The following is a 26189-nucleotide window of genomic DNA, read 5'->3' as shown; positions in this document are numbered from 1 at the left end:
GGGGTGGGCTCGGGGGTGGGCTCGGCCACGGGCTCGCGGGACTCGCGGCGGCGGCCGCGGACCTCGAGGCCGCCGGAGAGCCCGAGCACCGCGAGGCCGACCACGGCGAGGACCGCGCCGACGAGGGCGGGCGCGAGGTAGCCCAGGCCCGCGGCGATGACCATGCCGCCGAGCCAGGCGCCGAGGGAGTTCGCGACGTTCGACGCCGACTGGATCGCCGCCGAGGCCATGGTGGGCGCGTCGCCGACGAGGTCGAGGATGCGCGTCTGGATCGCCGGGCCCAGGGCCAGCGAGAACATGCCGGCACCGAACAGCGAGAGCACCGCGAGCACCGGGTGGTGCACGGTGACGACGAAGCTGACGAGCACCCCGGCCAGGGCGACCAGGCAGACGTAGAGGGTGGACATCGGGGCGCGGTCGGCGGCGCGTCCGCCGAGCACCGACCCCGCGGTCATGCCCAGGCCGACCACCGCGAGCAGCAGGGTGACCGTGGCGGTGGAGAAGCCGCCGACCTCGGTGAGCATCGGGGAGACGTAGCTGTAGCAGGCGAACATCGCGCCGAAGCCGAAGATCACCGCGGCGAGCGAGAGCACCACCTGGGGGTGGCGCAGGGTCCGGACCTCGCGGGTCAGGGCGCCCGGACCGCTGGCGGTCGGGTCGGCGCGGGGGACGAAGGCGGCGACGGCCGCGACGGCGAGCAGGCCGATGACGCCGACGACCGCGAAGGTCGCGCGCCACCCGGCCTCCTGGCCGAGCAGCGTGCCCAGCGGGACGCCGACGACGTTGGCGATCGTGAGCCCGAGGAACACCCGGGACACCGCGGTGGCGCGCCGGTCGCGGCCCACCATCGAGGCGGCGGCCACCGAGGCGGCGCCGAAGAACGCGCCGTGCGGCAGGCCGGTGAGGAAGCGGACGGCGAGCAGCGACGTCATGCCCGGCGCGAGCGCCGAGAGCAGGTTGCCGACGGCGAACACGCTCATGAGGCCGATGAGGACGGGGCGGCGGGGCAGCTTGACGGTCGCGGCGGCGAGCAGGGGCGCGCCGACGACGACGCCGGCGGCGTAGGCCGAGATCAGGTGGCCGGCGTCGTTGATCGGGACGCCGAGGTCGCCGGCGACCTGGGGCAGCAGGCCCATGATCACGAACTCGGTGGTGCCGATGCCGAAGGTGCCCAGGGCTAGGGCGAGCAGGGCGAGAGGCACGGGGAGCTCCTCGAGGGGACGTGCGGGGGTTTCCGTTCGCCGTCCACGGTTCGTGCGCTGGCGCCATAAGTCGAAGAAGATGCACGCGGTACCGCATAAGCTCAGCTGATGCCGACGCTGCGCCAGCTCGAGTCCTTCGTCGCCGTCGTGGACGAGGGATCGTTCACGCGGGCCGCTGACCGGCTGTTCGTCACCCAGCCCGGCCTCTCGCAGCAGATCGCGGCGCTCGAGAAGGAGCTGGGTGGGTCACTCTTCAGCCGTCTCCCGCGTGCGGTGGCTCTCACCCCGACCGGGCGGGCACTGCTCCCCCACGCCCGCACCGCGGTCACCGCGGCTGAGCGCGGGAACGCCGCGGCGCGCCAGGTCACCGGCTCCGAGGGCGGCGAGCTGCGGATCGCGTGCGTCTACTCGGTGAGCCTCGGCCTGCTGCCCGGCGTCCTGCGGCGCTGGCGGGCGGAGAACCCGGACGTCACCGTGCGCCTGTTCGAGCACCGCCACGGCGACACGCTCGCCACCGCCGTCCGGGAAGGGCAGGCCGACGTCGGCGTCGGACCGGTCCCGGCGCAGTGGCGCGGGCGCCAGCGCAGCCTCGGCACCGAGGAGATGGTGGTGCTGCTGCCGCCGAACCTCGGGGCCGACGACGTCATGTCCCCCGCGGGCGGCGAGATCGCCCTGAGCCGCCTCGAGCACGTGCCGTGGGTGCAGTACGCGCCGGACCACGCGCTGGCCGACGTGCTGGTCGACGCCTGCGAGCGCGCGGGCTACCGGCCCCGGGTCGCGGTGCGCACCGAGCAGACCGCGGTCGCGCCGCTGCTGACCTCGGCGGGGATCGGGCCCAGCCTGGTGCCCGCGGCGATCGTCCCGCCGGTGTTCGCGGGCACGATCGCGCGCCCGGTGCCCAGTGCCGACCGCGAGCTCGCCGCCTACACCGGGGCCGAGCCCGACGCCCTGACCACGCGGTTCGTGGGCCTCGTGGCCCGCGCGGCGGTCCTGATGCCCGACCACGTGGCGTCGGCGCTGTCGCGCTCGTGAATGCTCGTCCGTGCTAAGACACGCACACGCACCCGCCACCTCCGGAGGTCACAGCACCGTGGATTCTCGCCCGATGACGGCCGTCATCGGCGGCGGCACGATGGGCGCCGGCATCGCCCACGTCCTGCTCGCCGCCGGCTCCCCGGTGGTCCTGGTGGAGGCCGACGCGGCCCGGGTGGACGCGGCACGGCAGGCGGTGGAGGCGAGCGTCGACGGCGCGGAGAAGCGCGGCAAGCTGCCCGAGGGCACCTCGCGCGACGACCTGCTCGCCCGCCTGACGCTGCGCACCTCCGTCGACGAGCTCCCCGACGACACCGCGCTCGTGATCGAGGCCGTGCCCGAGCGCGTCGACCTCAAGCAGACCGTGCTCGGCGGTGCCGCCCGCGTGTGCCCCGCCGCGGTCCTGGCGTCCAACACCTCGTCGCTGTCGATCGGCGCGATCGCCGCCGACCTGCCCGGCGACCGGGTCATCGGCATGCACTTCTTCAACCCGGTCCCGGCCCAGAAGCTCGTCGAGTTGGTGGTGCACCCCGGGACGTCGGAGGAGACGACCGCGGAGACCCGCGGCTGGGTCGAGGCGCTGGGCAAGACCGCGATCGTCGTCAACGACGCGCCCGGCTTCGCCACCTCGCGCCTCGGCCTGACCGTGGGGCTCGAGGCCATCCGGATGGTCGAGGAGGGCGTCGCGAGCCCGGAGGACATCGACACCGGGATGCAGCTGGGCTACCGCTGGCCGATGGGCCCGCTGCGGCTCACCGACGTCGTCGGGCTGGACGTGCGCCTCGCCATCGCCGAGCACCTCACCGGTGAGCTCGGCCCGCGCTTCACGCCGCCGCAGCTACTGCGCGACAAGGTCGAGCGCGGCGAGCTCGGGCAGAAGTCCGGGCGCGGCTTCTACGACTGGAGCTGACCCGATGGATCTCGGACTCGCCGGCCGCGTCGCGATCGTCACCGGCGGCTCGCGCGGCATCGGGCTGGCCTGCGCCCGGCAGCTGGCCACCGAGGGCGCCCACGTGGTGCTCGTGGCCCGCGGCGCCGAGGCGCTCGAGCACGCCGCTGGCCGGGTGCGCGCCGCCGGGCCCGCGACGACGGTGCTGCCGATCGCCGCCGACACCACCGACGACGCGTCGGTGCGGGCGATGGTCGATCGCGCCGTGAGCGAGCTCGGCGGGGTCGACGTGCTGGTCAACGCCGCCGCCCCGCCCGCCGGCGGGGGTCCGGTGCCCCCGCTGGCCGAGCTCACCGACGAGGCCGTGCTCGACGCCGTCGACACCAAGGTCGTCGGCTACCTGCGCACCGCGCGCGCCGTCGCCCCGCACATGACGGCGCAGGGCTGGGGCCGGATCGTCAACGTCTCGGGGCTCAACGCCCGGCGCACCGGCTCGATCGCGGGGACGGTGCGCAACGTCGGTGTCGCGGCGCTGACGGCCAACCTCGCCGACGAGCTCGGGCCCCGCGGGGTCGGCGTCGTGGTGGTCCACCCGGGTTACACGGAGACCGAGAGGACGACCGGGATGGTGGCCGACCGCATGGCCGCCACCGGGCGCTCCGAGGAGGAGGTCCGGGCCGAGCTCGCCGCCGGGACCAGCCTGCGCCGCATCATCACCGCCGACGAGGTGGCCGACGTCGTCGTCTTCCTGGCCTCGCCCCGCGCGATCGCGGTGACGGGCGACGCGATCGGCGCGGGCGGCGGCGAGCGGGGCGTCGTGCACTACTGAGGTGCGGGAACAGCAACGAACGGGCGGTTCGCTGCTTCTACGCGCACGAAGTCCCCGTTGATCACCAGCACTGACCGGCCCCGCACGTACGAACCGGCGCCCCCCTCGAAGGGGGACGCCGGCTCGTATCTGGGAGGAAGTGTCAGCTCGGGACCCGCACGGTCCCGGTCGTCCCACCGTCCGCTTGTCTCGCCCAGCGGCGTGGAGTCTGGTGTGGATCAGCTCCCGTGCGCGGTACGGCGCCGGGTCGACCGGGTCCTCGTGATGCGGTGCGGGGTATTCCCTGCGTCCAATCCATCACCTCTTCCCGGTCATCCAACTGGGTCATGTGCGCGGTGCGCTCATCCCTCAGCTCGTGTGATCAGCACCACAGCGACACCTCTGAACATACTCGCGCGAGGGGTGCGGTCAAGGGGTCCCACGCTCCATCGCGAGGAGCAAACGCTTGCGTTCGACGCCGGGTCCCCCGCCGGAGGGAAGCCCCGCCGCGGTCAGGACGCGGTGGCACGGGACGAGCAGGCTGACCGGGTTCCGGGCGTTCGCAGTGCCCACCGCCTGGGCCGCGCGCGGGCTCCCGATCGCCGCCGCGAGGGCCCCGTACGTGGTCGTCGCGCCGTAGGGCACTTCGCGCAGCGCGTCCCAGACGGCGCGGGAGAACGGGGTGCCGGGCGGGTCGGCGGGCAGCGTGAACGTGCGCCGCTCGCCGGCGAAGTACTCGTCGAGCTCGCCCGCGAGGTCGTCCAGTGCGCCGCAGGTGCCGTCGTCGGGCTCGCCGAAGGACGGGTCGGGGTCGCGGTCTCGCTGGTCGTGGACGTGCAGGCCGCGCACGGCGCCGACCTCGTCGTCCCAGGTCAGGGTCAGCGGCCCGAGGGGGCTCTCGATCACGCGGAAGCGTCGCGAGGATGCCGTCACGCGTCCTGGTCTACCCACCCGGGTAGGCCCTGATCGTGCGAGCCATCGGAGTGAACTCTTACGGAGGGCCCGACGCCCTCGAGGTCGTCGAGCTGCCCGAGCCCCACGCCGGCCCCGGCGAGGTCCGGCTGCGCGTGCGGGCGGCGGCGGTGAACCCGACCGACACCCTCGCGCGCGACGGGACGCGGGCCGAGCGCCAGCGAAAGGACCCGCCGCCCTACGTGCCCGGCATGGACGCGGCGGGCGAGGTCGACGAGATCGGCGAGGGCACCGACACCGAGCTTCACGTCGGCGACGCCGCGATGGCGGTCGTCGTCCCCGACGGGAGCCACGGGGCCTACGCCGAGTACGTCGTGGTGCCGGCGGCGTCGGCCGTGCGGGCGCCGGCGGGCGCGTCGGCCGTCGAGGCCGCGACGCTGCCGATGAACGCCATGACCGCGCGTCTCGCCCTCGACACCCTCGCGCCGGCGCCCGGGCAGACGCTCGCCGTCACCGGTGCGGCGGGCGCGCTCGGGGGCTACGTCGTGCAGCTCGCGAAGGCCGACCGGCTCACCGTCGTCGCCGACGCCTCCGAGGCCGACGAGCCGCTGGTGCGCGGGCTCGGCGCCGACGTCGTCGTCCGGCGTGGCGACGACGTGGCCGCGCGCATCCGCGAGAGCCAGCCGGGCGGGGTGGACGCGCTGGTCGACGGGTCGCTGCAGGGCGACGCGCTGCTCGACGCGGTCCGCGACGGCGGCAAGATCGCGACGGTGCGCGGTCACCGGGGCGCCGACGAGCGCGGCATCACCTGGCACCCCGTGCTCGTGCGCGACGTCGCGACCGACCACGCCGCGCTGGACGTCCTGCGCCGCCAGGCCGAGGAGGGCGTGCTGACCCCGCGCGTCGCGGACACGATCCCGGCCGAACAGGCGCCCGAGGCCCACCGCCGCCTCGAGGCCGGTGGCGTCCGGGGGCGCCTGGTCCTGACGTTCTGACGCACACCGGGTCAGCCGAACGTGTCCACCAGCTCGGAGACGCAGAGGACGAGGAAGAGCACCGCGGCGCCGCTCAGCAACGTCGTCGAGAGCCAGCCGTTGCGCCACTCGCGCGGGGCCCGCTTGCTGCCGAGCAGCCACAGCAGCGTGATCGCCAGGAACGGCATGAAGAACGCGCCGAGCGCGCCGTAGGCGACGATCAGGACGAACGGACGCCCGAGGAACAGCAGGATCATCGGCGGGAACGTCAGCCAGAGCAGGTAGGCCCGGTACGGGACACTGCGGGTCGCGTCCTCGCTGAGCTGGCCGGCCGCGGCCAGCTCCTCGGGCGTGCGGGCGACGGCCTCGCGCCGGGTGCGGACGAAGTCGGTGACCATGAGGCTCACGCCCTGCCACACCCCGAGCAGGGACGAGAACGACGTCGCGAAGAAGCCGACGAGGAACAGGGTCGCGATCACCGGGCCGAAGCGCTGCTGGAGGATCTCGTCGAGGTCGAGCAGGCCGCGGTCGCTCTCGACCAGCGCGATGTTCGCGGTGTACAGCAGCTCGGCGCCGACCACGAGCATCGCCGCCACGAAGATCCCCGTGGTGATGTAGGCGACGCGGTTGTCGAGGCGCATCACGCGCATCCACGAGCTGTCGCGCCAGCCCTTGGCGTTGATCCAGTAGCCGTAGGCCGCCATCGTCACGGTGCCGCCGACGCCGCCGACGAGGCCGAGGGTGTAGACGGCCGACCCCGACGGCAGCACGGGGAGCAGGCCCGCGAGCATCGCCGGGACGTCGGGGAGCACCAGGATCGCCAGGCCGACCACCACGACGAACATGACGCCGACCAGCGCCGTCATGATCTTCTCGAAGATCGCGTACGACCCGAACCAGACGAGCACCAGGCCCAGCAGCCCGCACGGGATGCCCCAGGCGGGGATCGAGCCGCCGAACATCGCCGCGAGCGGCAGCGCCGACGACGTCATCGCCGTCGCGCCGTAGACGAAGCCCCAGATGACGACGTAGACGACGAAGTACACCGTCGTCCAGGGCCCCAGCGACCGCCAGCCCGCGAAGATCGTCGAGCCCGTCGCGAGGTGCCAGCGGCCCGTCGCCTCCGCCAGCGCGATCTTCACGACGACCCCGAGGATCACCGCCCACAGCAGCGTGTAGCCGAACTCCGACCCGGCGACGAGCGTGGCGACAAGGTCGCCCGCCCCGACGCCGGTGGCGGCCACGACGATGCCCGGGCCGACGATGCTCCAGCGGCGGGCCGGCTGCGGTGCGGCGGTGCTGTCGCCAGGGCCAGCGGTGTCGGTGTCGTCCGTCCCCCGATCGGTCATGCGGGGCAGTTCACCACGTTCCTCCCGCGTCACGGGAGTGTGCGATCGCCACGGCCTGCTCGGGCGTGCCGCGCCAGGCGGGCCCGTGCCCGGGCAGGAGCACGGCGGCGTCGAGCGGCGCGAGCGCGTCGAGGGCGACCGCAGCCCGGGCCGGGTCGTGGTCGAAGAACGACGGCAGGCGCTGCGGCCCGGTCCGCGCGGTCGTCGGGTGGCCGGTGACCAGGGCGTCGCCGCTGACCAGCACCCCCGCGTCCGGGAGGAGGTAGGCGGTGTGGCCGCTGGTGTGCCCCGGGGTCGGCACGGGCACCGGGGCGCCGGGCAGGTCGAGGGGCTCCTCGAGGGCGGTCGCGGTCGGCAGGGTGACGGCCCGCAGCGCCCCGAGCCGCACGGCGTGGACCGCCCACGCGAGCACCCGCGGCCGCCAGGCGTTCCGGGCGACGTCGGCGGGACCCGCCTGCTCGACGACCTCGCGCCGGGCGTGGCGGACCTCGGCCGGCCCGGTGAGCACCGGGAAGCCGACACGCGCAGCCAGCGGCGCGAGCCCGCCGACGTGGTCGACGTGGGCGTGGGTGACCAGCGCGGCGACGACGTCGCCCGGCTCCCGACCCACGGCGGCGAGGGACGCCTCCAGCGCCCCGGCGTCGCCCGGGTAGCCCCCGTCGATCACCGTCACGTCGTCACCGTCGACCACGAGCACCCAGTTCACCGCCGACCCGCGCACGAGGTGCACGCCCGCGGCGACCGTCTCGACCGTCACGGGGTGCGGACGCCGACGTGCTCGGCGAGGAAGGCGGCGACGGCGGGCCGGGTGGCCTGGGCGCCCGGGCTGCCGAAGGGGTAGTCGAAGACGTGGTCGGCGTGCGGTACCTCGACCAGACGGCCGGGGACGCCCGCGTCGCGCAGGGCGCGGTCGTACGCCAGCACGCGGTCGGGGAAGACGAAGTGGTCCGCCGAGCCGAGGACTACGAGCGTCGGCGGGAGGCCGGGGCGGACGAGGTCGACGGGTGACGAGGCGCGGGCCTCCTCGGGGTACTGCGCCGCGCGGCCGCCGAGCACGGCGTCCTGCAGCGACCGGTCCACCAGGCGCAGGTCGGTGGCCGGGTAGTAGGCGACGACGGCGCGGGGTGTCGGCGCCCCCGGGAGGTCGCCGTCCAGGATCCCCGCGGTCGTGCTGATCGCGAGCGTCGCGCCTGCGGACTGGCCGGCGAGGACGATCCGGGCCGGGTCGAGGTCCTCCTCGGCGGCGTGCGCGACGGCCCAGGCCGCGGCGGCCGCGACGTCGCGCCGCTGCCCCTCGCCCACGGGCGACGGGGGCGGCAGCCGGTACTCGACGCTGACGACGGCGTGGCCCCGGTCGGCGAGCCAGCGGTTGAGCGCGGTGCGGTCGTCGCGCTCGCCGCGCACCCAGCTGCCGCCGTGCACCCAGACGACGACCGGGTGGGGGCCGGGGCCGGCGGGGCGGTAGAGGTCGAGGCGCAGCGGCCGGCCGAGCTCGTCGACCCCGTACTGCTCGGTGCGGTCCGGGTGCCCGTCGGGTTGGCCGGTGACGGTGAGCGCGGCCCACCAGTCGATGTCGGCCCCCTCGGCGCGGGCCGTCCGGGTCTGGCCGACGAGGACGGCGCCCAGCCCGATCGTCGCGACGAGGGCGAGGGCGCCGACGACGACCCCGAATCGTGCTGACCCGAGAACCCACGCCAGCCCGCCGAGCCCGACGCCGGCGAGCGCCGCCAGCGCGGCGTGCAGGGGGTACTGGCCGGTGACGAACGACCCGAGGAACCCGATCACCGGGAGCCGCGGGGCGTAGGTGCCGACGGCCACGAGCAGCACCGTGGCGAGCCAGACCACGCCCACCACGCGCACCAGCCACACCAGCACCCGGTGCCCTCCTCGCCCGCGCCCGACCTCGATCACCTCATCACCCGCGCCGTCCCCTGTCGCAGCGAGCCTCCTGTTCGCTGCGTCTACGCGCGCGGGGCACGAGGTGATCGGTCGGCGGGCTGAGGTCTCGCTCACGGCGCCTCGGGAGCCCTCATGATCGAGGCGGACTTCCTGGCCCTATCGCCGTGCTGTATTGAAGTGCCAGCGTGGACGCAGGGCTGGCACACCCCGTGCGCCGTCCGGCGGTGAGGGGCTCAGCCGAAGGCGGCGGGGATGCGGCGCCCGGGCGGGGCGGTGAGGACCCGGCGGACCAGGACGGCGACGACCGCCACCAGCGCCACGAGGGCCGCCACCACCACGGCCAGGGGCGGTCCCATGACGACGATCGCCCCGAGCGCCCAGACCACCGAGACCGCGTAGGGCAGCGCGCCCGCGCCCCGGGCCACGACGGCCGCGGCGATCGCGCCGGTGACCAGCAGGATCAGCGCCCCGAGGACCGTCGCGACGCCGCCCGCACCCGGTGCTCCGAGGAAGGTGCCGGTGGTGGCCGCGCCGACCACGGTCGCGACGCTCACCCAGCCCGCGTAGAGGCCGACGGGTCCGTGGAGCATCAGCCGGTCGGCGGCGTCGGCCGCGGGGTGCGCGGTGAGGCGGGCCACGGCGACGGCGAGCACCACCAGCAGCGCGACGATGATCACCTGGGCGAGCACGACCGCCTGCGCGGAGAAGGCGAGGATCCAGCCGGTGTTGAAGACGCCCGAGGCCACGAGCCACCAGCCCGTCGCCCGGTGCACGGGCCGCGCCGGCTGGCCGGGCAGCACCTGGCGCACGGCGAGCAGCAGGATGCCCGCGTAGATCACGCCCCAGATGGAGAAGGCCGCGGGCACCGGCATGACGACGGTGGTGTTCTCCCGGGCGACGACGCCGACCGACAGGCCGAACGCCCCCGACCCGCCGAGCCCGCCCGCCACGATCTGCAGCAGCGCGACCAGCAGCAGGGCGGCGGCCCGCACACGATCACCCACGGTGGCCCTCGTCGTCGGGCCGGCCACGGTCGCGGTCATGAGCTATCCCTCCATCGTCGAACCTCTCGATGATGGAGATTACCCGGATCGCCGCTAACATGCACGGTGTGACGGAGGCCGGTCGGCGCGAGCTGGTGGAGCTCCTGCAGGACTACGCCGACGAGGCCGGGCGGCTCGGCCATGCGTTCGCCGCCGGCCAGGGGCTGCACCGCACCGACGCCCAGGCCCTGCTCGCCGTCCTGCGGGCGGAGCGGGCGGGCGCCGCACTGACCCCGGGGCGCCTCGGCGAGGAGGTCGGGCTCTCCTCGGGGGCGACGACGGCCGCGGTCGACCGCCTCGAGCGCCTCGGCCACCTGCACCGCGTGCGCGACGAGGTCGACCGCCGCCGGGTGACCCTGCACCACGACGCGGCCGGCGCCGACGTCGGGCGCGCCTTCTTCGGCCCGCTCGCGTCGCGGCTCGACGGCGTCCTCGCCGGCTACACGCCCGACGAACTGGCCGTGATCCATCGTTTCCTCGGAGAGGTCGTGGCCACGGTCGCCGAGCACCGCGCCGACATGTCCGAGGGAGGACCGTCCTGAGCTCGCCGCTGGCCGCCCGCGCCCGTCTCGGGGTGGTGGCCGTCGTCGTCCTGGCGGTGCTCGCGCTCGTCGTCACGCTCATCGTGGTGCTGTCGGACAGCGAGATCACCGCGAACCCGCGCTGCACGATCACCGCCCCGCCCGACTCCCCCGGCCTGCCCACCACCTGGACGCTCACCCCGGAGCAGGCCGACAGCGCCGCGACGATCGTCGGCGTCGGCCGCAGCCTCGGGGTGCCGGACCGCGCGGTGACCGTGGCGCTCGCGACGGCGATCCAGGAGTCGGGGCTCGCGAACCTGCGCGGCGGCGACCGCGACTCCCTCGGCCTGTTCCAGCAGCGCCCGAGTCAGGGGTGGGGGTCCGAGGACGAGATCCTCGACCCCGTCTACAGCGCCACCGCGTTCTACACCGCGCTCGTCGCCGTGCCCGGCTGGACGACCATGGACGTCACCGTCGCCGCGCAGACCGTGCAGCGCAGCGGCTTCCCCGAGGCCTACGCCGACCACGAGCCCGAGGCGCGCCTCATGGCCGTCGCCCTGCTCGGGCAGGCGCCGGGGGCGTGGACGTGTGTCGACCTCCCGGCCACCCCGCCGCCCGACCCGGGGAACGGCGCCGTCGCGGAGCTCGCCGCCCGCGAGCTCGGGACCTCGCGACTCTCCGGCGCGCAGCCCGCGGAGAACGGGTGGGCGCTGGCCACCTGGCTCGTCGCCCACGGCGAGCGGCTCGCGCTCGAGAGCGTCACCTACGACGGGCGGACGTGGACGGTCGCCTCGGGGGCGTGGGCGACGTCGGGTCCCGCCGACGGCCGCCTGTCGCTGCGCCGGATCGGGCAGCCGGCCTGAGGCGGCTCACCGCGCCAGCAGCAGGAACCCCGCGCCGACGAGCACGAGCACCGCGAGCACGACGAGCGTGATCCCGATCCGGCGCACGGCCGACCACGGCTCGTGCTCGCCCGCGCTCGGGCCCTCGTCGGGGACGTCCTGCGGCCGCGTCGCCGGCAGGCCGGCACGACCACCGCCGCCACCACCGCCGCCGGCACCCCCGGACGATCCCGGGCCGCGGTCCCGCGTCGTGATCACGTCGGTGCGCACGGTGGGGTCGGGCGCGGCGAAGCGACGCAGGTCGTCGGCGAGCTCGCGGGCGTCGTGGTGGCGCATCGCCGGCTCGAGGGCCATGGCGCGCAGCACGAGGGCGTCGAGGTCGGGCGAGATGTCGCGCACGTACTGCCGGGGCGGGACGGGCGACTCGCGCAGCCGCTGGGACGCCACCTCCACCGAGCTCGGCCCCTGGAACGGGGTCCGGCCGGTGAGCAGCTCGTAGAGGGTGCAGCCGACGGCGTAGACGTCCGAGCGCCCGTCGAGCGGCTCGCAACGGACCTGCTCGGGCGAGAGGTAGGCCGCGGTGCCCATGACGACGCCGGTGCCGGTGAAGCCCTCGACGTCCGCGACCTGCGCGATGCCGAAGTCCATCAGCTTCACGGTGCCGTCGCTGCAGCGCATGACGTTGCCCGGGTTGACGTCGCGGTGGACGATCCCGCGGCCGTGGGCGGCGGCGAGCGCCTCGCACACCGGCACCAGCACCGCCGCGGCCTGGTCCGGCTCGAAGCGGCCGCGCTCGCGGAGCTCGTCGCGCAGCGTGCGTCCCTCGACGCACTCCATGACGACGAAGACCTCGGACCCGCCGGAGAACCCGACGTCGTGCACGGCGACGACGTGCGGGTGGTCGATGACGGCGGCCGCCCGGGCCTCGTCGCGCAGCCGGCCGCCGTACTCGGCGTCACCGCGGAGCTCGGCCGGCAGCAGCTTCACCGCGACGGTGCGTCCGAGCTCGCGGTCGACCGCGCGGTGGACCTCGGCCATCCCGCCGCGCCCGATCAGGCCCTGCAGCTCGTAGCGGTTGCCGAGTACGCGCGCCGTGCCCGCGTCCTCCCCCACGTCCGCGCTCACATCCGCCGCGTCCGTGCCGCGTCGCCGCCCCCGAGCAGGGCGTCGAACAGGTAGCGGTTGTCGACCATCGCCTGGCGCATGTCCTCGGTGTCGGCCCGGCCCTCCTCGACCTCGGTCGAGGTGCGGTGGGCGGCGCGGTAGCGCTCGACGAGGTCGGGGTGGTCCACCGAGATCATCTTGGCGCGCTCCTCGAAGCGCTCGACCGGATAGCCCCGCTCGCGCATCACCTGCTGGACGAGCAGGTCGGCGTCGCGCAGCCCCGTCGACGGGTGCTCGACGAACGTCGACTGCGCCGCCTCCCACGCCTGGCCGAAGCGCTCGCGCTCGTCGCCGCCGAGCTCGCGCACCTCGATCTCGCGGCGCCGCTTGAGCCGCGCCCGCAGCTCGCGCTCGCCGTTGCTCGTCCCGTACTCGTCCACCACACGGTCGTACTCGTCGCCGAACTGGCTGCGCAGCGCCGCGCGACGCGACCGCGAGCGGCTGCGTGAGACGACGACGAGCACGATCCCGAGGATCAGCACCAGTACAGCGACCCCGACGATGATCAGGACCGGATCCATGCCACCCCTCCGTGCGCCAGCTCGGTATCGCTGACGATCAAACCATCGGGTGCCCAGCAGACCCCGGCGAGGAGCACCGTTCGGGTGACGAGTCGCCGAACGGTTCCCCCTCGCTACGCCCTGCGATCAGCCGCTCACGACCATCCAGCCCAGGACCGGGGTCGACTGGAGGTACACGAGCACGCACATGCCCGCGAGGAACACGATGCTCCACAGCAGCACCTTGCGGAGGATCTCCCCCTCGCGGCCGGCCATGGCCACCGCCGACGCCGCGATCGCCAGGTTCTGCGGCGAGATCATCTTGCCGAGCACGCCACCGGAGCTGTTGGCCGCGGCCAGCAGGATCGGATCGAGTCCGGCGCCCTCGGCGGCGGTGACCTGGAGCGCACCGAACAGCGAGTTCGCCGACGTGTCCGAACCCGTGACCGCCACGCCGAGCCAGCCCAGCACCGGCGAGAGCACCGCGAAGAAGCCGCCGGTGCCCGCGAGCAGGCCGCCGAGCGTCAGCGTCTGCCCCGAGGTGTTCATGACGTAGGCCAGCGCGAGCACCGCCATCACGGTGACGATCGCCGTCCGCAGCTGCACCAGCGTGCGCCCGTAGGCCGCGACGGCCGCCGCCGGCCGCACGCGCAGGACCAGCGCGGTGAGGATCCCCGCGATGAGCAGGATCGTGCCCGCGGACTCCAGCCAGTTCAGCGTGAACGCCTGGGTGGACACCGGCTTCCCGGCCTCGGTGACGACGTTCAGTCCCGGCCAGTTGAACTTCACCGTCGTCGCGCTCAGCGCGTCGTCGACCACCGGGATCTGCTGGATGGAGAACAGCAGGATGATGATCAGGTAGGGCGCGTAGGCGAGGACCACGTCGCGGCGGGTGTCCAGGTTGTGGTCGTCGTGGTCGGAGCCCGCCGGGGCGTCGGTGGAGGAGCTCCCGCCGGTCCCGGCGTCCCCGCCGCCGTCCCCCCCGCCGCCGGAGGACACGCTCACCGTCTCCCGGGTGTCCTGCGGTGCGTCCGCCGGGACCTCCGCACGTCGCGGCGGCCGGATGCGCACGAGCAGCACCACCGCGCCGGCCGCGAGCAGCGCCGCGACGATGTCGGTGAGCGCGAGCGAGATGAAGTTGGACGTGACGTACTGCGCGACGCCGAAGACCAGCCCGGCGACGAGCGCCACCGGCCAGGTCTCCCGCAGGCCCCGAGCCCCGTCGACCAGCGCGACGAGGACGAAGGGGACGAACACCGCGAGGATCGGGGTCTGGCGTCCGACCATTGCCCCGAGGGCCTCCTCGGGAAGGCCGGTCACCGACGCCAGCGTGGTGATCGGGACCGCGATCGCCCCGAAGGCGACGGGCGCGGTGTTGGCGACGAGCGCGACCACCGCGGCCTTGAGCGGGCTGAAGCGCAGGGCGATGAGCATGACCGTGCAGATCGCGACGGGGGTGCCGAAGCCGGCGAGCGCCTCGAGCAGCGCGCCGAAGCAGAAGGCGATGATCACGGCCTGGACCCGCTGGTCGTCCGAGACCGACCCGAACGACCGGCGGAGCACGTCGAAGTGCCCCGACACGACGGTCATCTGGTAGATCCAGAGCGCGTTGATCACGATCCAGAGGATCGGGAAGAAGCCGAAGACCGCGCCCTCGGTGCCTGCGAGGACAGCCTGGGAGACCGGCATGCCGTAGGCCAGGATCGCGACGAGCAGCGCGACCGCCAGCCCGATCAGCGAGGCGAGCCAGGCGCGCACGCGCAGGCCGCCCAGGAGCACGAACAGGGTCAGCAGCGGGAGCACCGCGACCAGCGAGCTCCAGACCAGTGAGCCGCCCAACGGGGTGTCGTTCTGGATGTACACGAGCCCACCTCCCGCGTCCGCCCGACCGCCGTGCCGAGCGTGGTGGCGCAGAGTGCCCTTTTCGTGTCCGTCTGTCGACACGAAGCGCGGAGAGCGGCCGAACGGCGGAAGCGTTGCGGTCGGATGACCCATCTGGCGGTCGCGCTCCGCGAGGAGGACCCTGCACGCCGTGACGACCACCCCGACCGACACGGGTTCCTCCACCGACCGTCGCTTCTTCGGGCACCCGCTCGCGCTGGGCAGCCTGTTCTCGGTCGAGCTGTGGGAACGCTTCTCGTTCTACGGGATGCAGACCGTCATGGCGTACTACCTGTACTACGCCGTGACTGAGGGCGGGCTCGGTTTCCCCGAGGCCTCGGCGACCAGCATCATCGGCGCCTACGGCGGGCTGGTCTACCTCGCGGCCGTGGTCGGGGCCTGGGTGGCCGACCGGCTGCTCGGCGCCGAGCGCACGTTGTTCGTCTCGGCGATCACGGTGATGGTCGGGCACGTCGCGCTCGCGGTCCTGCCGGGGGTCTCCGGCGTCGTGGTCGGGCTCGTGCTGGTGGCGCTCGGCAGCGGCGGGGTGAAGACGTCGGCGACCACCGTCGTCGGCTCGCTCTACGCCCGCGACGACCCGCGCGCCGACGCCGGGTTCTCGATCTTCTACATGGGCATCAACATCGGCGCCCTCGTCGGCCCGCTGCTCACGGGCCTCACCCAGGAGCTCGCCGGCTTCCACTGGGCGTTCGGCCTCGCGGCCATCGGCATGGCCGTCGGACTCACGATCTACGCCCTCGGCCGGCGCGGCCTGCCCTCGAGCGCCGCCGCCGTCCCGGACCCGCTGCCCGCCGGCGCCTGGCTGCGGCCGGCCCTGGGCGTGGTGGTGGTCGTCGTGCTCGTCGTCGTCGGCTTCGCGACGGGCGTCCTGTCCGCGGCGAACCTCTCGACGGCCGTCGCCATCGTCGTCGCGCTGATCTCGATCGGGATCTTCGCGATCATGCTGACCAGCCCGAAGGTCGACGGCGACGAGCGCAGCCGGGTGCGGGCGTTCATCCCGATGTGGCTGGGCAGCGTGGTGTTCTGGTCGCTGTTCCAGCAGCAGTTCACCGTGGTCACGCTCTATTCCGACACCCGCCTGGACCGGAACCTGTTCGGCTGGGAGTTCCCGGTGAACTGGCCCAACTCGATCCAGCCCTTCTGGGTCATCGTGCTCGCTCCGCTGTTCGCGGTGATGTGGACGAAGCTCGGCGACCGCGCACCGTCGACGCCGGTGAAGTTCGCCCTCGGCGCCACCGGCATGGGGATCGCGTTCCTGCTCTTCCTGCCCTGGGCCGGCGGCACGGGCAACACGACACCGGTGCTCGCGCTGGTGCTGATCCTCATGGTCTTCTCGCTCGCGGAGCTCAACCTCTCGCCGGTCGGGCTCTCGCTCTCGACCCGCGTCGGCCCCGCGGCGTTCCGCAACCTCACCGTCGCGCTCTTCTACCTGTCGATCTCGCTGGGCTCCGCGCTCTCCGGCACGCTCGCGGGTTACTACTCCCCCGAGACCGAGGGCGCCTACTTCGGCATCACCGGCGCCGCGGCCATCGTCCTCGGGCTCGTCCTGTTCGCCCTGTCGCCGTGGATCCGGCGCGCGATGCGGGGCGTGCGTTAGGGCTGCAGGTGTCAGCGGCGTGGCGCCGCAGACGTTGAGTGTCCGATGAGGGGAGCACGCCGATAGGACCACGCAGACGATCGCGACGCCGGTGCGCTCCGGACGGTGCGCGGCCGAGGACCACTCCGCGGTGGTCCGCGCGATGCTCGGTCGAGTGCGGACACCGGCGTTATCGTCGGGCCCCGACCCGACGAGGGATCTCGACGAGGGGGACGACGATGAGCGACGACGGCACGACGCCCCGCCGGGGTCTGCACATGCCGATCGACGACCGCATCCCGCCCGAGCAGTGGACCACCGAGGAACGCTCGGGCCCGAGCCCGACGCAGGGCAACGAGGCGATGGCCGAGGAGCAGTGCCGTCGCCGGGAGATCGAGTACGGGGCGGGCGGCGGCGTGTGACCGCGGAGCCGCTCGCCGTCGAGGAGCACCGCGGCCACCTGCTGGCCATCGGCTACCGGCTCACCGGCTCGCGCGCCGACGCCGAGGACGCCGTGCAGGACGCGTGGCTGCGCTGGGACCGGCTCGGTCCCGACGGTCGCGCGCAGGTCCGCGACCCCCGCGCGTGGCTGGCGACGACCGTCGGGCGGCTCTGCCTGGACCGGGTGCGCTCGGCCCCCGCCCGCCGCGAGCGCTACGTCGGGCCGTGGCTCCCGGAGCCGCTGGTGACGACGGGTCCCGACGACGTGCTCGACGCCGTCGTGGCCCGCGAGGACGTCCGGATCGCCGCGATGCTCGTGCTCGAGCGCCTCTCCCCCGACCAGCGAGTGGCCCTCGTCCTGCACGACACCGCCGGCGTGGGGTTCGACGACGTCGCCGACGTGCTCGGCTGCACGACGACGACCGCGCGCCAGCTCGCCTCGCGGGCCCGGAAGACGGTCGGCGCCGCCGCGCGGGCCGGCGAGCTGCCGGCCCCCGTCCCGGAACCCGAGCAGCGCCGGGTGCTCGACGTGCTGGTCGCCGCCCTGGCCGCCGGCGACGTGCCGGCGCTGGTCGCCGTGCTCCACCCCGATGCGGCGCTGCGCACCGACGGCGGCGGGATCGTGAAGGCCGCCCGCCGCATCGTGGTGGGCGCGGACAAGGTCGCGCGCCTGCTCGTCGCGCTGGTCGAGCAGGCCGGGCCGGAGGTGCTGGCCGGGGCGCGCCCGGTCCTGGTCAACGGGGAGGCGGGATTGGTCATCCCTTCCGAGCCGGCACCGATCGTCGTCACCCTGACCGTCGACGGGGAACGCGCCCTCGCCGTGCACGCGGTGCTCACCCCGGAGAAGGCACCGCCCTGACCGGCGACGTCGCCGGCACCTCGCACGACGCCGCGAACCCCTGGGCGTGCAGCCCGAGGGCGAGGTTCATGCGGGCGCGCTGGTTCTCGACCGCGATCAGGTAGGTGAGCTCGACGAGGCCCGCGTGGCCGAGGCGGGTGTCGAGGTCGGCGACCTGGGCGTCGGTGACGGTCGGCGGCTGCGCCGTCATGGCGTCGGCGTAGGCGAGGATCGCGCGCTCGTCGTCGTCGAAACCCGTGTCGTCGGGTGCTCCGTCGGCCGCGGCGCGGCGCAGGTGGTCGCCGTCGAGGCCCTGGCGCAGCCAGAGCATCTCCCCGAAGTCGACGCACCACGAGCAGCCGACCTGCGTGGCCGTCCGGTAGACGGCGAGGTCACGGAACCGCGCCGGCAGGACCGTCGCGGCCTTCTCGGCGAGCGACTCGGCGATCGCCGACGTCCGGAACAGGCCGGGGTGGTGGCGCAGCGCCCGGAACGGCTCCGGCACCTCGCCGAAGCGCCGGCGGGCGTAGGCGTAGGCGAGGCGGCCGAGGATGCCGGCGTCGCGGTCGGGGACGAGCGGGATGCGGGACATCGGGGACCTCCGGGGGTCGATCGCGGGCGGACACCGGGAGGACGGCGCAGCCGCCCGGAACGTGACACGGTGAGCGCCATGGAGGCCGATGACTTCGCCGACGTCCTGTCCTCGGTGCGCGAGTTCGTGCGCGAGGAGGTGGTGCCGCGCGAGGACGAGATCGAGGCCGCCGACGAGGTGCCCGCCAAGCTGCGCGAGCAGTGCAAGGCGATGGGGCTCTACGGCTTCGCGATCCCCGAGGAGTTCGGGGGCATCGGGCTCTCGATGAGCGAGGAGGTCGAGCTCGCGATGGAGCTCGGCTGGACGACGCCGTCGCTGCGCTCGTTGTTCGGCACCAACAACGGCATCGCCGGGCAGGTGCTGCTCACCGGCGGCACCGCCGAGCAGCAGCAGGAGTGGCTGCCGCGCCTGGCCTCGGGCGAGGTCGTGGCGTCGTTCGCGCTCACCGAGCCCGACGCCGGCTCCGACCCGTCGTCGCTGACCACCAAGGCCGTGCGCGACGGCGACGGCTGGGTGATCACCGGCCAGAAACGCTGGATCACCAACGCGCCGCTGGCCGACGTGCTCATGGTCTTCGCGCGCACCGACGCGGAGGCCTCCCCGGCCAAGGGCATCTCGACCTTCCTCGTGCCCACCGACGCGGCCGGCGTCTCGTTCTCCGAGCACGACGCGAAGATGGGCCAGCGGGGGTCGTGGACCTGCGAGGTCTACCTCGACGACGTCCGGGTGCCGGCGGCGAACCTCGTCGGCGGTGACGAGGGCCTGCACCGCGGCTTCGTCACCGCCATGCGCTGTCTGGCCCACGGGCGGCTGCACATCGCCGCGCTGTGCATGGGCATGGCCGCGCGGCTGGTGCACGAGACGACGGAGTTCGCGACGGCGCGCGAGCAGGGCGGGCACGCGATCGCGACCTACCAGCTCGTGCAGGGCCTCGTGGCCGACTCGGTGACCGACTGGCACGCCGGGCGGGCCCTGGTCCGCGAGGCCGCCAAGGCCTACGACGACGGCTCCGACACCACCCTTGGACCGTCGACGGCGAAGTACTTCTGCTCCGAGGCCGTCGGGCGCATCGCCGACCGGGCGGTGCAGATCCACGGCGGCTCGGGCTACATGCGGGGCGTGCCCGTCGAGCGCATGTACCGCGACGTGCGCCTGTTCCGGATCTACGAGGGCACGAGCCAGATCCAGCAGGTGATCATCGCGCGTGGGGTGCTGGGGAGCGCTGCGCGCACGTGAGTGATGTGGGTCGTCCTGACGACCCACATCCCTCACGTGCGAAGCTTCGATCATGGCGCTCGACGGCGGCATCCTCGCCGGCCTGGTCCGTCCCGGCGCACGCATCGCGCTCGCGGACGGCTGCGGCAGCCCGCGCGCGGCGTACCCGCTGCTCTCGGCCCTGGCGCGCGAGCGCGGGGACCTGAGGCTCATCACCGGCTGGCTACCCGGCCCCGCCGACGGGCTCGAGCTCGACGCCTTCGCCGACGCGCGCACCGTGATGCCGGGGTGGGGCCTGCGCTCCGCCGCCGAGGCGGGGCACATCCACGCCGTGCCCGCCCGGCTCGCGGCCATGCCCGCGCTGCTGGCGGGCCCGCTGCGCCCCGACGTGCTCGTGGTCGCCGCGGCGCCGGGGCCGGTCGGGCCGGTGCTGGGCGCCGAGGTGTCCTGGGTCCGCGCGGTCATCGACCTCGGCGTGCCGGTCGCCGTCGTCCTCGACCCCGACCTCCCCCGCGCCGCCGCCGGCCCGCCGCTGCCCGACGAGCAGGTCTTCGTGCTCGGCGACGCGCCCGGCGGCCCGTACGCGCCGGCCCCGGCGGCCACCCCGAGCGCCGAGCACGAGGCCATCGGCCGCCACGTCGCCGGCCTGCTCACCGACGGGGTGCGCCTGCAGTGGGCGCCCGGGACGCTCGGCGCGGCCGTGGTCGACGGGGTGCGTGCCGCCGGGGTCCGCGTGCACGCCGACTCGGGCCTGCTCGGCGACGGGGTGGTCACCCTCGACGAGGCGGGGCTGCTGCTCTCCGACCCGGTCGCCACCTACCTCGTCGGCACCCCCGCGCTCTACGCCTGGGCGGACGCCCGCGGGCGGGCCGGGCACCCGGTGGTGCACCGGATCGAGCACACCCACGAGCCCTCGCGGCTGGCCGCCGAGCCGCCGCTGATCGCGGTGAACACGGCGGTCGAGGTCGACCTCGACGGGCAGGTGAACGTCGAGGGCACCCGGAACGCCCTGGTCGGGGGCATCGGCGGGCACCCCGACTACGCGGCGGCGGCCGCCCGTTCGACCCGGGGGCTCTCGGTGATCGCGGTCGCGTCGCAGCACCGCGGCCGGTCGACCCGCGTCGAGCACCTGTCCCGCCCCGTGACGACCGCCGCGCACGACGTCGACGTCGTGGTCACCGAGCACGGGCCCGCCGACCTCCGCGGACTGGACCGCGCCGAGCGCCGCCGGGCCCTGGACGCGGTCTTCCCCGGCTGAGACCGCGGCCCCGCCCACCGAGAGATCGTTCACGGTGGGACGTCTCCCCCGCCCTAGGGTGGGTAGCCGGACGACGTCCGTTCACCTCGCCGACCTCCAGAGGACACCCCATGGCCGACGGCACGACCGCCCCCCGCCCGCACCTCGCCGCCGTGCCGGCCGCCACGCGCACGCCGGCCCTGCCTGCCGAGGAGGCGCAGCAGCCGTACGACGCCCCCGACCTGCTCGCCGCCCTCGACGCCGGGGACGAGGAGGCCGTCCGCGCCTGGTTCCGCGCGCATAGCCCGGAGCCGGCGAGCCTGCTCGTCTACGGGCTCTACCTCGGCGCGGGGATCGCCGGGCTCATGGAGTGGCCCGCCATCCTGCTGGGCGTGGCCGCGCAGGTCGTCGTCGACCGGCGCTTCGGCGGCGTCGAGGCCCTCGCGGCCGAGCTGCGCGCGAAGCTCGACGGCGCGCTGCCCGCCCGGAGCTGAGTCCGCGCGGGGTCAGGACCGGACGAGACGGGCGATCGCCGCGGAGGCCTCCTGGACCTTCTCGGCGGCCTCGTCGTCGCCCGCCTTCGCGGCGTCGACGACGCAACTGCCCATGTGCTCCTCGAGCAGCCCGAGGGCGACGTTCTGGAGCGCGTGGGTCGCCGCGGAGACCTGGGTGAGGACGTCGATGCAGTACTTGTCGTCCTCGATCATCTTGGCGATGCCGCGGACCTGACCCTCGATGCGGCGCAGCCGCCGCAGGTGATCGTCCTTGTGGCCCGCGTAGCCGTTCATGACCCTCCTGGGCGCCGTGGTGCAGCGCCCAGATTACCTCGCGTCGACCGTCGGTCCGAGCGCCTGACGCACGGCGCCGGCGGCCGCGTTGACCGACTCGCGCGCCGCGTCGTAGCCCCGGGGCGACTCGACCATCGGCTCGTTGGTCATCACCGCGACCACGAAGCGCCCGTCGACGACCGCCACGGAGTGCATGTCGCCCCGCGAGCCCAGGCAGCACAGCCAGCCCTGCTTGACCGGCGAGCGTCCGTCGAGGAAGCCGTAGCCCTGGTCGAACCCGTCGCCCGCGATGCGGGGCGCGTCGGACATCGAGCGCAGGACGAGGTCGCGGTCGGGCGCCGGGAGCTCGACCTGCACGTGCCGCAGGAGCTTCACCATGTCGCGCGCGGAGGTCTGGACCTCGCCCCACTGGGAGGGGTCCTCCGGGCTGGTCGTGTCCTCGAGGCCCACCGACCGCGCGACCCGGCCGATCGCCGCGGGCCCGTCGTACTCGGTCCACAGGGCGTTCATCGCGGGGTCGCTGCTGGAGCTCAGGGCCGCGTGCACGAGCCGCAGGTCGCGGGCACCGAGCTGGATCTCGCCGGTGCGCTGACGCTCGAGCATGTCGACGACGAGGAAGAGCTTCGCCAGCGAGGCGGTGTTGAAGGTGTCCTCGCCGTTCGAGCCGGGCGCGAGCTCGCCGGTGGCCGTGTCGGCGACGGAGACCGCGACGCGGTTGTCCTCCCGCGCGCCCGCCTCCTCGCCGGCGGTGGCGGCGCTGGCCAGGTCGACCTCGGGCGCGTCCGGGGCGGTGGGCGGCGCGACCGTCTCGGTGGTGTCGTCCGCCGGCAGCGCCAGCGCGGCCAGCGTGCTCGAGCCCCCGTTGAGGCTGTCGACGGTCACCAGCGTGCCGGCCACCACCGCACCGACCACGGCGGCGCCCAGGCCCAGCGGCAGGCCCGTGGTCCGGCGGCGCCGGGGCGCGCTCCTCGTCCGTCCGGGCGCCGCGGGCGCCGACCGCCGAGGGTCCTCCTCGCTGCGGACCGAGGAGCTGCGGCGGGCCACGGGCGTCCGGGACCCCGTCGGCGTCTCCGCGCGGCGGGCGACGGCCGGCTGCGGGGCGGTGCGGGGCTTGCGCGCCGCCTCGTCCGGCGACGGAGTGGCCTGCGGGGTGCGCGGCGGCCGGGCCGGTGTCGAGGGCCGTGCCGCCGGCTGCGGTGCGAGGGCCTGCGGTGCGGGGGCCTGGGGTGCGGGGGCCTGGGGTGCGGGGGCCTGGGGTGCGGGGGCCTGGGGTGCGGGCGCCGGGCGGGGAGCGGGCGCGCCCCCGTGCCGGGGCCGCGGCGCGGGGTGGCCCGGAGGCGGACCGGGTACCCGGGCATGCCGGGACGGTGGGCCGCCGTCCGCCGGGGGCGGCACGAACGGCGCGGGTGCCCTGTGACCTGCGGAGGGGGCCACCGGCCGGGGTCCGGTCAGCACCGCGACACCCGCGCCCTCGGGCGCGCGGTGGCGCGCCGGAGCGGCGACGGGCCCGCCGGAGCCGTACGGACGGGGGCGTCCCGCTGATCCGTCCGACCCCGGCTGCGGCGGCAGCCGGTGGGAGGTCACGAAACCATCACACCACCTCGCCGCGCGTGATCGTCGCCCACCCGGCCACTTTCGGGCCGACGATTTGACACCGATACCCCCCAGGGGTACTCAGGAGGGGTCGAGAGAGGGAGGTCCGCGGTGAGTGCACCGTCCGTGCCGTCCGTTGCGGCGCCCACCGGGGCCGGCGCGCGGCGCGTCGAGCTGGCGATCACCGGCATGACGTGTGCCTCCTGCGCCGCGCGGATCGAGCGCAAGCTCAACCGCCTCGACGGCGTCACCGCCAGCGTCAACTACGCCACCGAGAACGCCCGGGTCGACCACCCGGCGTCGGTGGGCGTGGACGACCTCGTCGCCACCGTCGAGAAGCTGGGCTACGGCGCCTCGGTGCCCACCCCGGTGGCAACGCCCGGCGACGACGACCGCCCCGGGCCGGGCGACGCCGACGTCCTGCGCACCCGCCTGCTCGTGAGCCTGGCGCTGACGCTGCCCGTCGTCCTGCTCGCGATGGTGCCCGCCTGGCAGTTCGAGTACTGGCAGTGGCTCTCCGCGATCCTCGCCGCGCCCGTCGTCGTGTGGGGCGGTCAGGACTTCCACCGCGCGGCCTGGACCAACCTGCGCCACGGCGCCGCGACCATGGACACCCTGGTGTCGGTGGGCACGCTCGCCGCGCTCGGCTGGTCGTTCTACGCCCTGTTCCTCGGCGGCGCCGGGATGCCGGGGATGACCCATGGGCTGTCACTGACCGCTGCCGGCGGGCCCGACGCCATCTACCTCGAGGCCGCGTCGGCGGTGACGACGTTCGTGCTGGCCGGGCGCTGGTTCGAGGCGCGCGCCAAGCGCCGGGCCGGCGACGCGCTGCGCGCCCTGCTCGACCTCGGCGCGAAGGACGTCGCCGTGCGCCGCGACGGGCGCGAGGAGCGCATCCCGGTCGACCGCCTCGTGCTCGGCGACGAGTTCGTCGTGCGCCCCGGCGACACCGTGGCCACGGACGGCGTCGTCGTCGAGGGCCGCTCCGCGGTGGACGCCAGCGCCATGACCGGCGAGTCGGTGCCCGTCGACGTGGGCCCGGGCGACCGGGTCAGCGGCGCGACGGTCGCGGTCGGCGGGCGGCTCGTGGTGCGCGCCACCGCGGTCGGCGCCGACACCCGCCTGGCCCGGATCGCCCGGCGGGTCGAGGAGGCCCAGAACGGCAAGGCCGAGGTGCAGCGCCTCGCCGACCGCGTGTCCGGGGTGTTCGTGCCGGTCGTCATCGCGCTCTCGCTCGGCACGCTCGCGGTGTGGCTGCTCCTCGGGGCGGGGGCGTCGGCGGCGTTCACCGCGGCCGTCGCCGTCCTCATCATCGCGTGCCCCTGCGCGCTGGGGCTGGCGACGCCGACCGCGCTGATGGTCGGCACCGGTCGCGGCGCCCAGCTGGGCATCCTGCTGCGCGGCCCCGAGGTGCTCGAGTCCACCCGCCGGGTCGACACCGTCGTGCTCGACAAGACCGGCACCGTCACCACCGGCGAGATGGCCCTGGCCGACGTCACCCCGCTGGCGGGCGTCGACGAGGACGAGCTGCTGCGGCGCGCCGGCGCCCTCGAGGACGCGCTGACCCACCCCGTCGCCCGCGCCGTCGCGGACGCGGCCCGCGAGAGGCTCCCCGAGCTGGATGGAGTCCTGCCGGCCGCCGTCGACGTCGCGGCCCGCGACGGCCTGGGTGTCCGCGGCACCGTCGAGGGCCGCACCGTGGTCGTCGGCCGCACCCGGCTGCTCGACGCCGAAGGTGTCGCCGTCGACGCCGAGATCGCCGACGCCGTCACCCGCGTCGAGGCCGGCGGGGCCACGCCCGTCGCGGTCGCGTGGGCGGACGACGACGGCGTGCTCACCGCCCGCGGCGTCCTCGGCGTCGCCGACACCGTGCGGGCGACCTCCGCCGACGCGATCACCGCGCTGCACGACATGGGCCTGCGTACCGTCCTGCTCACCGGCGACCACGAGACCGTGGCACGCGCCGTCGCCGACCGGGTCGGCATCGACACGGTGATCGCCGGGGTGCTGCCCGAGGAGAAGGCCGACGAGGTGGCCCGCCTGCAGCGCGAGGGGGCGGTCGTCGCCATGGTCGGCGACGGGGTCAACGACGCCGCCGCCCTGGCCCGCGCCGACCTCGGGCTCGCGATGGGCACCGGGTCGGACGCGGCGATCGAGGCCGGCGATCTCACCCTGGTGCGCGGCGACCTGCGGGTCGTGCCGGACGCCCTGCGCCTGGCCCGGCGGACGCTCGGGACCATCAAGGGCAACCTCTTCTGGGCGTTCGCCTACAACGTGGCCGCGCTCCCCCTGGCCGCGTTCGGCCTGCTCAATCCCATGATCGCCGGCGCGGCGATGGCGTTCTCGAGCGTCTTCGTCGTCGGCAACAGCCTGCGGCTGCGGCGCTTCACACCGCGGGGCGGCGCCCGATGAGCTGGCGCGACGTCCCCTGGTCGACGGCCGCGCAGGCGACCGCGCACTGCCTCACCGGCTGCGCGATCGGCGAGGTCCTCGGCATGGTCATCGGGACGGCGGCGGCGCTGTCGAACGGCGTCACCGTGGTGCTCTCGGTGGCCCTGGCCTTCGTCTTCGGCTACGCCCTGACGATGCGCGGCGTGCTGCGCTCGGGCGCCGGGCTGCGCACCGCCGTCCGGGTCGCGCTCGCCGCGGACACGGTGTCGATCGCGGTCATGGAGCTGGTCGACAACGGCGTCATCGTCCTCGTGCCCGGCGCGATGGACGCGGGCCTGGCCTCGGTGCTGTTCTGGGCGACGCTGGCCGTGTCGCTGGCGATCGCCTTCGTCGTCACGACGCCGGTCAACCGGTTCATGATCAGCCGAGGTCGCGGGCACGCCGTCGCGCACGCCTACCACTGAACCTGATCTAACCTCGG

Annotated in this window: 26 protein-coding genes; 14 read left to right on the top strand and 12 right to left on the bottom strand. The window is 74.9% G+C overall.

Annotated features, from left to right (window positions below):
- Nucleotides 1–1202, bottom strand: a 1202-nt coding sequence (locus PH191_RS24280) for an MFS transporter (RefSeq protein ID WP_274197205.1), incomplete at its 3' end; no start/stop codon positions are given.
- Nucleotides 1203–1310: 108 nt separating this feature from the next.
- Between PH191_RS24280 and PH191_RS24275 the strand changes: the two genes are divergently transcribed.
- The 3 genes from PH191_RS24275 (at nt 1311) to PH191_RS24265 (ending at nt 3952) form a co-directional block, all read left to right on the top strand.
- A complete protein-coding gene (locus tag PH191_RS24275) occupies nt 1311–2234 on the top strand; it encodes a LysR family transcriptional regulator (RefSeq protein ID WP_274197204.1) in 924 nt (307 codons plus the stop codon).
- 73 nt (nt 2235–2307) lie between these two features.
- A complete protein-coding gene (locus PH191_RS24270; protein ID WP_274197203.1) occupies nt 2308–3144 on the top strand; it encodes a 3-hydroxyacyl-CoA dehydrogenase family protein in 837 nt (278 codons plus the stop codon).
- Nucleotides 3145–3148: 4 nt separating this feature from the next.
- Nucleotides 3149–3952 carry an SDR family NAD(P)-dependent oxidoreductase gene (locus PH191_RS24265; protein ID WP_274197202.1) on the top strand — a complete coding sequence of 268 codons (804 nt, stop codon included), beginning with the start codon at nt 3149–3151 and terminating at the stop codon, nt 3950–3952.
- A gap of 408 nt (nt 3953–4360) precedes the next feature.
- On the opposite strand, the gene PH191_RS24260 is transcribed toward PH191_RS24265, so the two are convergent.
- Complete coding sequence (locus tag PH191_RS24260) at nt 4361–4837, bottom strand: methylated-DNA--[protein]-cysteine S-methyltransferase (protein ID WP_274197201.1); 477 nt, start codon at nt 4835–4837, stop codon at nt 4361–4363.
- A 77-nt stretch (nt 4838–4914) separates the two neighbouring features.
- Here PH191_RS24260 and PH191_RS24255 point away from each other — a divergent pair, with 77 nt between their 5' ends.
- Nucleotides 4915–5838, top strand: a complete 924-nt coding sequence (locus PH191_RS24255) for an NADP-dependent oxidoreductase (protein WP_274197200.1) — start codon at nt 4915–4917, stop codon at nt 5836–5838.
- 11 nt (nt 5839–5849) lie between these two features.
- Here PH191_RS24255 and PH191_RS24250 read toward each other — a convergent pair whose 3' ends face one another.
- The 4 genes from PH191_RS24250 to PH191_RS24235 all read right to left on the bottom strand — a co-directional run bounded on the left by PH191_RS24250 (nt 5850) and on the right by PH191_RS24235 (nt 10108).
- Complete coding sequence (locus PH191_RS24250) at nt 5850–7166, bottom strand: Nramp family divalent metal transporter (RefSeq protein ID WP_274197199.1); 1317 nt, start codon at nt 7164–7166, stop codon at nt 5850–5852.
- Between the two features lie 10 nt (nt 7167–7176).
- A complete protein-coding gene (locus tag PH191_RS24245; protein WP_274197198.1) occupies nt 7177–7923 on the bottom strand; it encodes an MBL fold metallo-hydrolase in 747 nt (248 codons plus the stop codon).
- Complete coding sequence (locus PH191_RS24240) at nt 7920–9041, bottom strand: alpha/beta hydrolase (protein ID WP_274197197.1); 1122 nt, start codon at nt 9039–9041, stop codon at nt 7920–7922. Before PH191_RS24240 ends, PH191_RS24245 begins: the two co-directional genes overlap by 4 nt.
- Before the next feature lie 257 nt (nt 9042–9298).
- Entirely contained in the window at nt 9299–10108 is an 810-nt protein-coding gene (locus PH191_RS24235; RefSeq protein ID WP_274197196.1) for a tryptophan-rich sensory protein, read from the bottom strand.
- Between the two features lie 68 nt (nt 10109–10176).
- On the opposite strand from PH191_RS24235, the gene PH191_RS24230 reads away from it, so the two are divergent.
- Both PH191_RS24230 and PH191_RS24225 read left to right on the top strand, forming a co-directional pair.
- Nucleotides 10177–10650 (top strand): MarR family transcriptional regulator, encoded by a 474-nt coding sequence (locus PH191_RS24230; protein ID WP_420791842.1) that lies wholly within the window; start codon nt 10177–10179, stop codon nt 10648–10650.
- Between the two features lie 35 nt (nt 10651–10685).
- Nucleotides 10686–11492, top strand: a complete 807-nt coding sequence (locus PH191_RS24225; protein WP_274197194.1) for a hypothetical protein — start codon at nt 10686–10688, stop codon at nt 11490–11492.
- A 6-nt stretch (nt 11493–11498) separates the two neighbouring features.
- Here PH191_RS24225 and PH191_RS24220 read toward each other — a convergent pair whose 3' ends face one another.
- The 3 genes from PH191_RS24220 to PH191_RS24210 form a co-directional block, all read right to left on the bottom strand.
- Entirely contained in the window at nt 11499–12596 is a 1098-nt protein-coding gene (locus PH191_RS24220; protein ID WP_274197193.1) for a protein kinase domain-containing protein, read from the bottom strand.
- Entirely contained in the window at nt 12593–13156 is a 564-nt protein-coding gene (locus tag PH191_RS24215) for a hypothetical protein (RefSeq protein WP_274197192.1), read from the bottom strand. The genes PH191_RS24220 and PH191_RS24215 overlap by 4 nt, the downstream gene beginning before the upstream one ends.
- A 126-nt stretch (nt 13157–13282) precedes the next feature.
- Entirely contained in the window at nt 13283–14998 is a 1716-nt protein-coding gene (locus tag PH191_RS24210) for an L-lactate permease (protein WP_274197191.1), read from the bottom strand.
- 169 nt (nt 14999–15167) lie between these two features.
- On the opposite strand from PH191_RS24210, the gene PH191_RS24205 reads away from it, so the two are divergent.
- The 3 genes from PH191_RS24205 (at nt 15168) to sigJ (ending at nt 17913) form a co-directional block, all read left to right on the top strand.
- The gene (locus PH191_RS24205) at nt 15168–16634 is read left to right on the top strand and encodes a peptide MFS transporter (protein WP_274197190.1); all 1467 of its coding nucleotides are present in this window, start codon (nt 15168–15170) and stop codon (nt 16632–16634) included.
- 218 nt (nt 16635–16852) lie between these two features.
- Nucleotides 16853–17035 carry a hypothetical protein gene (locus PH191_RS24200; RefSeq protein ID WP_274197189.1) on the top strand — a complete coding sequence of 61 codons (183 nt, stop codon included), beginning with the start codon at nt 16853–16855 and terminating at the stop codon, nt 17033–17035.
- Nucleotides 17032–17913, top strand: coding sequence for an RNA polymerase sigma factor SigJ (sigJ, locus tag PH191_RS24195; RefSeq protein ID WP_274197188.1), 882 nt, complete (start codon nt 17032–17034; stop codon nt 17911–17913). Before PH191_RS24200 ends, sigJ begins: the two co-directional genes overlap by 4 nt.
- On the opposite strand, the gene PH191_RS24190 is transcribed toward sigJ, so the two are convergent.
- Nucleotides 17888–18484, bottom strand: coding sequence for a carboxymuconolactone decarboxylase family protein (locus PH191_RS24190; protein ID WP_274197187.1), 597 nt, complete (start codon nt 18482–18484; stop codon nt 17888–17890). The genes sigJ and PH191_RS24190 overlap by 26 nt on opposite strands.
- A gap of 78 nt (nt 18485–18562) precedes the next feature.
- Here PH191_RS24190 and PH191_RS24185 point away from each other — a divergent pair, with 78 nt between their 5' ends.
- From PH191_RS24185 to PH191_RS24175, 3 genes are all read left to right on the top strand, one after another.
- A complete protein-coding gene (locus PH191_RS24185) occupies nt 18563–19720 on the top strand; it encodes an acyl-CoA dehydrogenase family protein (protein ID WP_274197186.1) in 1158 nt (385 codons plus the stop codon).
- Nucleotides 19721–19772: 52 nt separating this feature from the next.
- Nucleotides 19773–20957 (top strand): acetyl-CoA hydrolase/transferase C-terminal domain-containing protein, encoded by a 1185-nt coding sequence (locus PH191_RS24180; protein ID WP_274197185.1) that lies wholly within the window; start codon nt 19773–19775, stop codon nt 20955–20957.
- A gap of 110 nt (nt 20958–21067) precedes the next feature.
- Complete coding sequence (locus PH191_RS24175) at nt 21068–21430, top strand: hypothetical protein (protein WP_274197184.1); 363 nt, start codon at nt 21068–21070, stop codon at nt 21428–21430.
- 12 nt (nt 21431–21442) lie between these two features.
- On the opposite strand, the gene PH191_RS24170 is transcribed toward PH191_RS24175, so the two are convergent.
- Together PH191_RS24170 and PH191_RS24165 are read right to left on the bottom strand one after the other, a co-directional pair.
- Nucleotides 21443–21724 (bottom strand): metal-sensitive transcriptional regulator, encoded by a 282-nt coding sequence (locus tag PH191_RS24170; protein ID WP_274197183.1) that lies wholly within the window; start codon nt 21722–21724, stop codon nt 21443–21445.
- Nucleotides 21725–21757: 33 nt separating this feature from the next.
- Nucleotides 21758–22768 carry a serine hydrolase gene (locus PH191_RS24165; RefSeq protein ID WP_274197182.1) on the bottom strand — a complete coding sequence of 337 codons (1011 nt, stop codon included), beginning with the start codon at nt 22766–22768 and terminating at the stop codon, nt 21758–21760.
- A gap of 660 nt (nt 22769–23428) precedes the next feature.
- Between PH191_RS24165 and PH191_RS24160 the strand changes: the two genes are divergently transcribed.
- Both PH191_RS24160 and PH191_RS24155 read left to right on the top strand, forming a co-directional pair.
- A complete protein-coding gene (locus PH191_RS24160) occupies nt 23429–25729 on the top strand; it encodes a heavy metal translocating P-type ATPase (protein ID WP_274197181.1) in 2301 nt (766 codons plus the stop codon).
- Complete coding sequence (locus PH191_RS24155; protein WP_274197180.1) at nt 25726–26172, top strand: DUF4396 domain-containing protein; 447 nt, start codon at nt 25726–25728, stop codon at nt 26170–26172. The genes PH191_RS24160 and PH191_RS24155 overlap by 4 nt, the downstream gene beginning before the upstream one ends.
- Nucleotides 26173–26189: the final 17 nt, after the last annotated feature.

Origin of the sequence: Actinomycetospora callitridis, assembly GCF_028737265.1 — a bacterium.
Lineage (GTDB): Bacteria > Actinomycetota > Actinomycetes > Mycobacteriales > Pseudonocardiaceae > Actinomycetospora > Actinomycetospora callitridis.
Note: the sequence above shows the minus strand (reverse complement) of the source record. Positions and strands in the feature narration are given on the sequence as shown.

Coding starts and splice junctions, on each gene's coding strand:
- PH191_RS24275 (WP_274197204.1), top strand. CDS start 1,311: ATGCCGACGCTGCGCCAGCTCGAGTCCTTCGTCGCCGTCGTGGACGAG.
- PH191_RS24270 (WP_274197203.1), top strand. CDS start 2,308: ATGACGGCCGTCATCGGCGGCGGCACGATGGGCGCCGGCATCGCCCAC.
- PH191_RS24265 (WP_274197202.1), top strand. CDS start 3,149: ATGGATCTCGGACTCGCCGGCCGCGTCGCGATCGTCACCGGCGGCTCG.
- PH191_RS24250 (WP_274197199.1), bottom strand. CDS start 7,166: ATGACCGATCGGGGGACGGACGACACCGACACCGCTGGCCCTGGCGAC.
- PH191_RS24235 (WP_274197196.1), bottom strand. CDS start 10,108: ATGACCGCGACCGTGGCCGGCCCGACGACGAGGGCCACCGTGGGTGAT.
- PH191_RS24215 (WP_274197192.1), bottom strand. CDS start 13,156: ATGGATCCGGTCCTGATCATCGTCGGGGTCGCTGTACTGGTGCTGATC.
- PH191_RS24200 (WP_274197189.1), top strand. CDS start 16,853: ATGAGCGACGACGGCACGACGCCCCGCCGGGGTCTGCACATGCCGATC.
- PH191_RS24190 (WP_274197187.1), bottom strand. CDS start 18,484: ATGTCCCGCATCCCGCTCGTCCCCGACCGCGACGCCGGCATCCTCGGC.
- PH191_RS24185 (WP_274197186.1), top strand. CDS start 18,563: ATGGAGGCCGATGACTTCGCCGACGTCCTGTCCTCGGTGCGCGAGTTC.
- PH191_RS24180 (WP_274197185.1), top strand. CDS start 19,773: ATGGCGCTCGACGGCGGCATCCTCGCCGGCCTGGTCCGTCCCGGCGCA.
- PH191_RS24175 (WP_274197184.1), top strand. CDS start 21,068: ATGGCCGACGGCACGACCGCCCCCCGCCCGCACCTCGCCGCCGTGCCG.
- PH191_RS24170 (WP_274197183.1), bottom strand. CDS start 21,724: ATGAACGGCTACGCGGGCCACAAGGACGATCACCTGCGGCGGCTGCGC.
- PH191_RS24155 (WP_274197180.1), top strand. CDS start 25,726: ATGAGCTGGCGCGACGTCCCCTGGTCGACGGCCGCGCAGGCGACCGCG.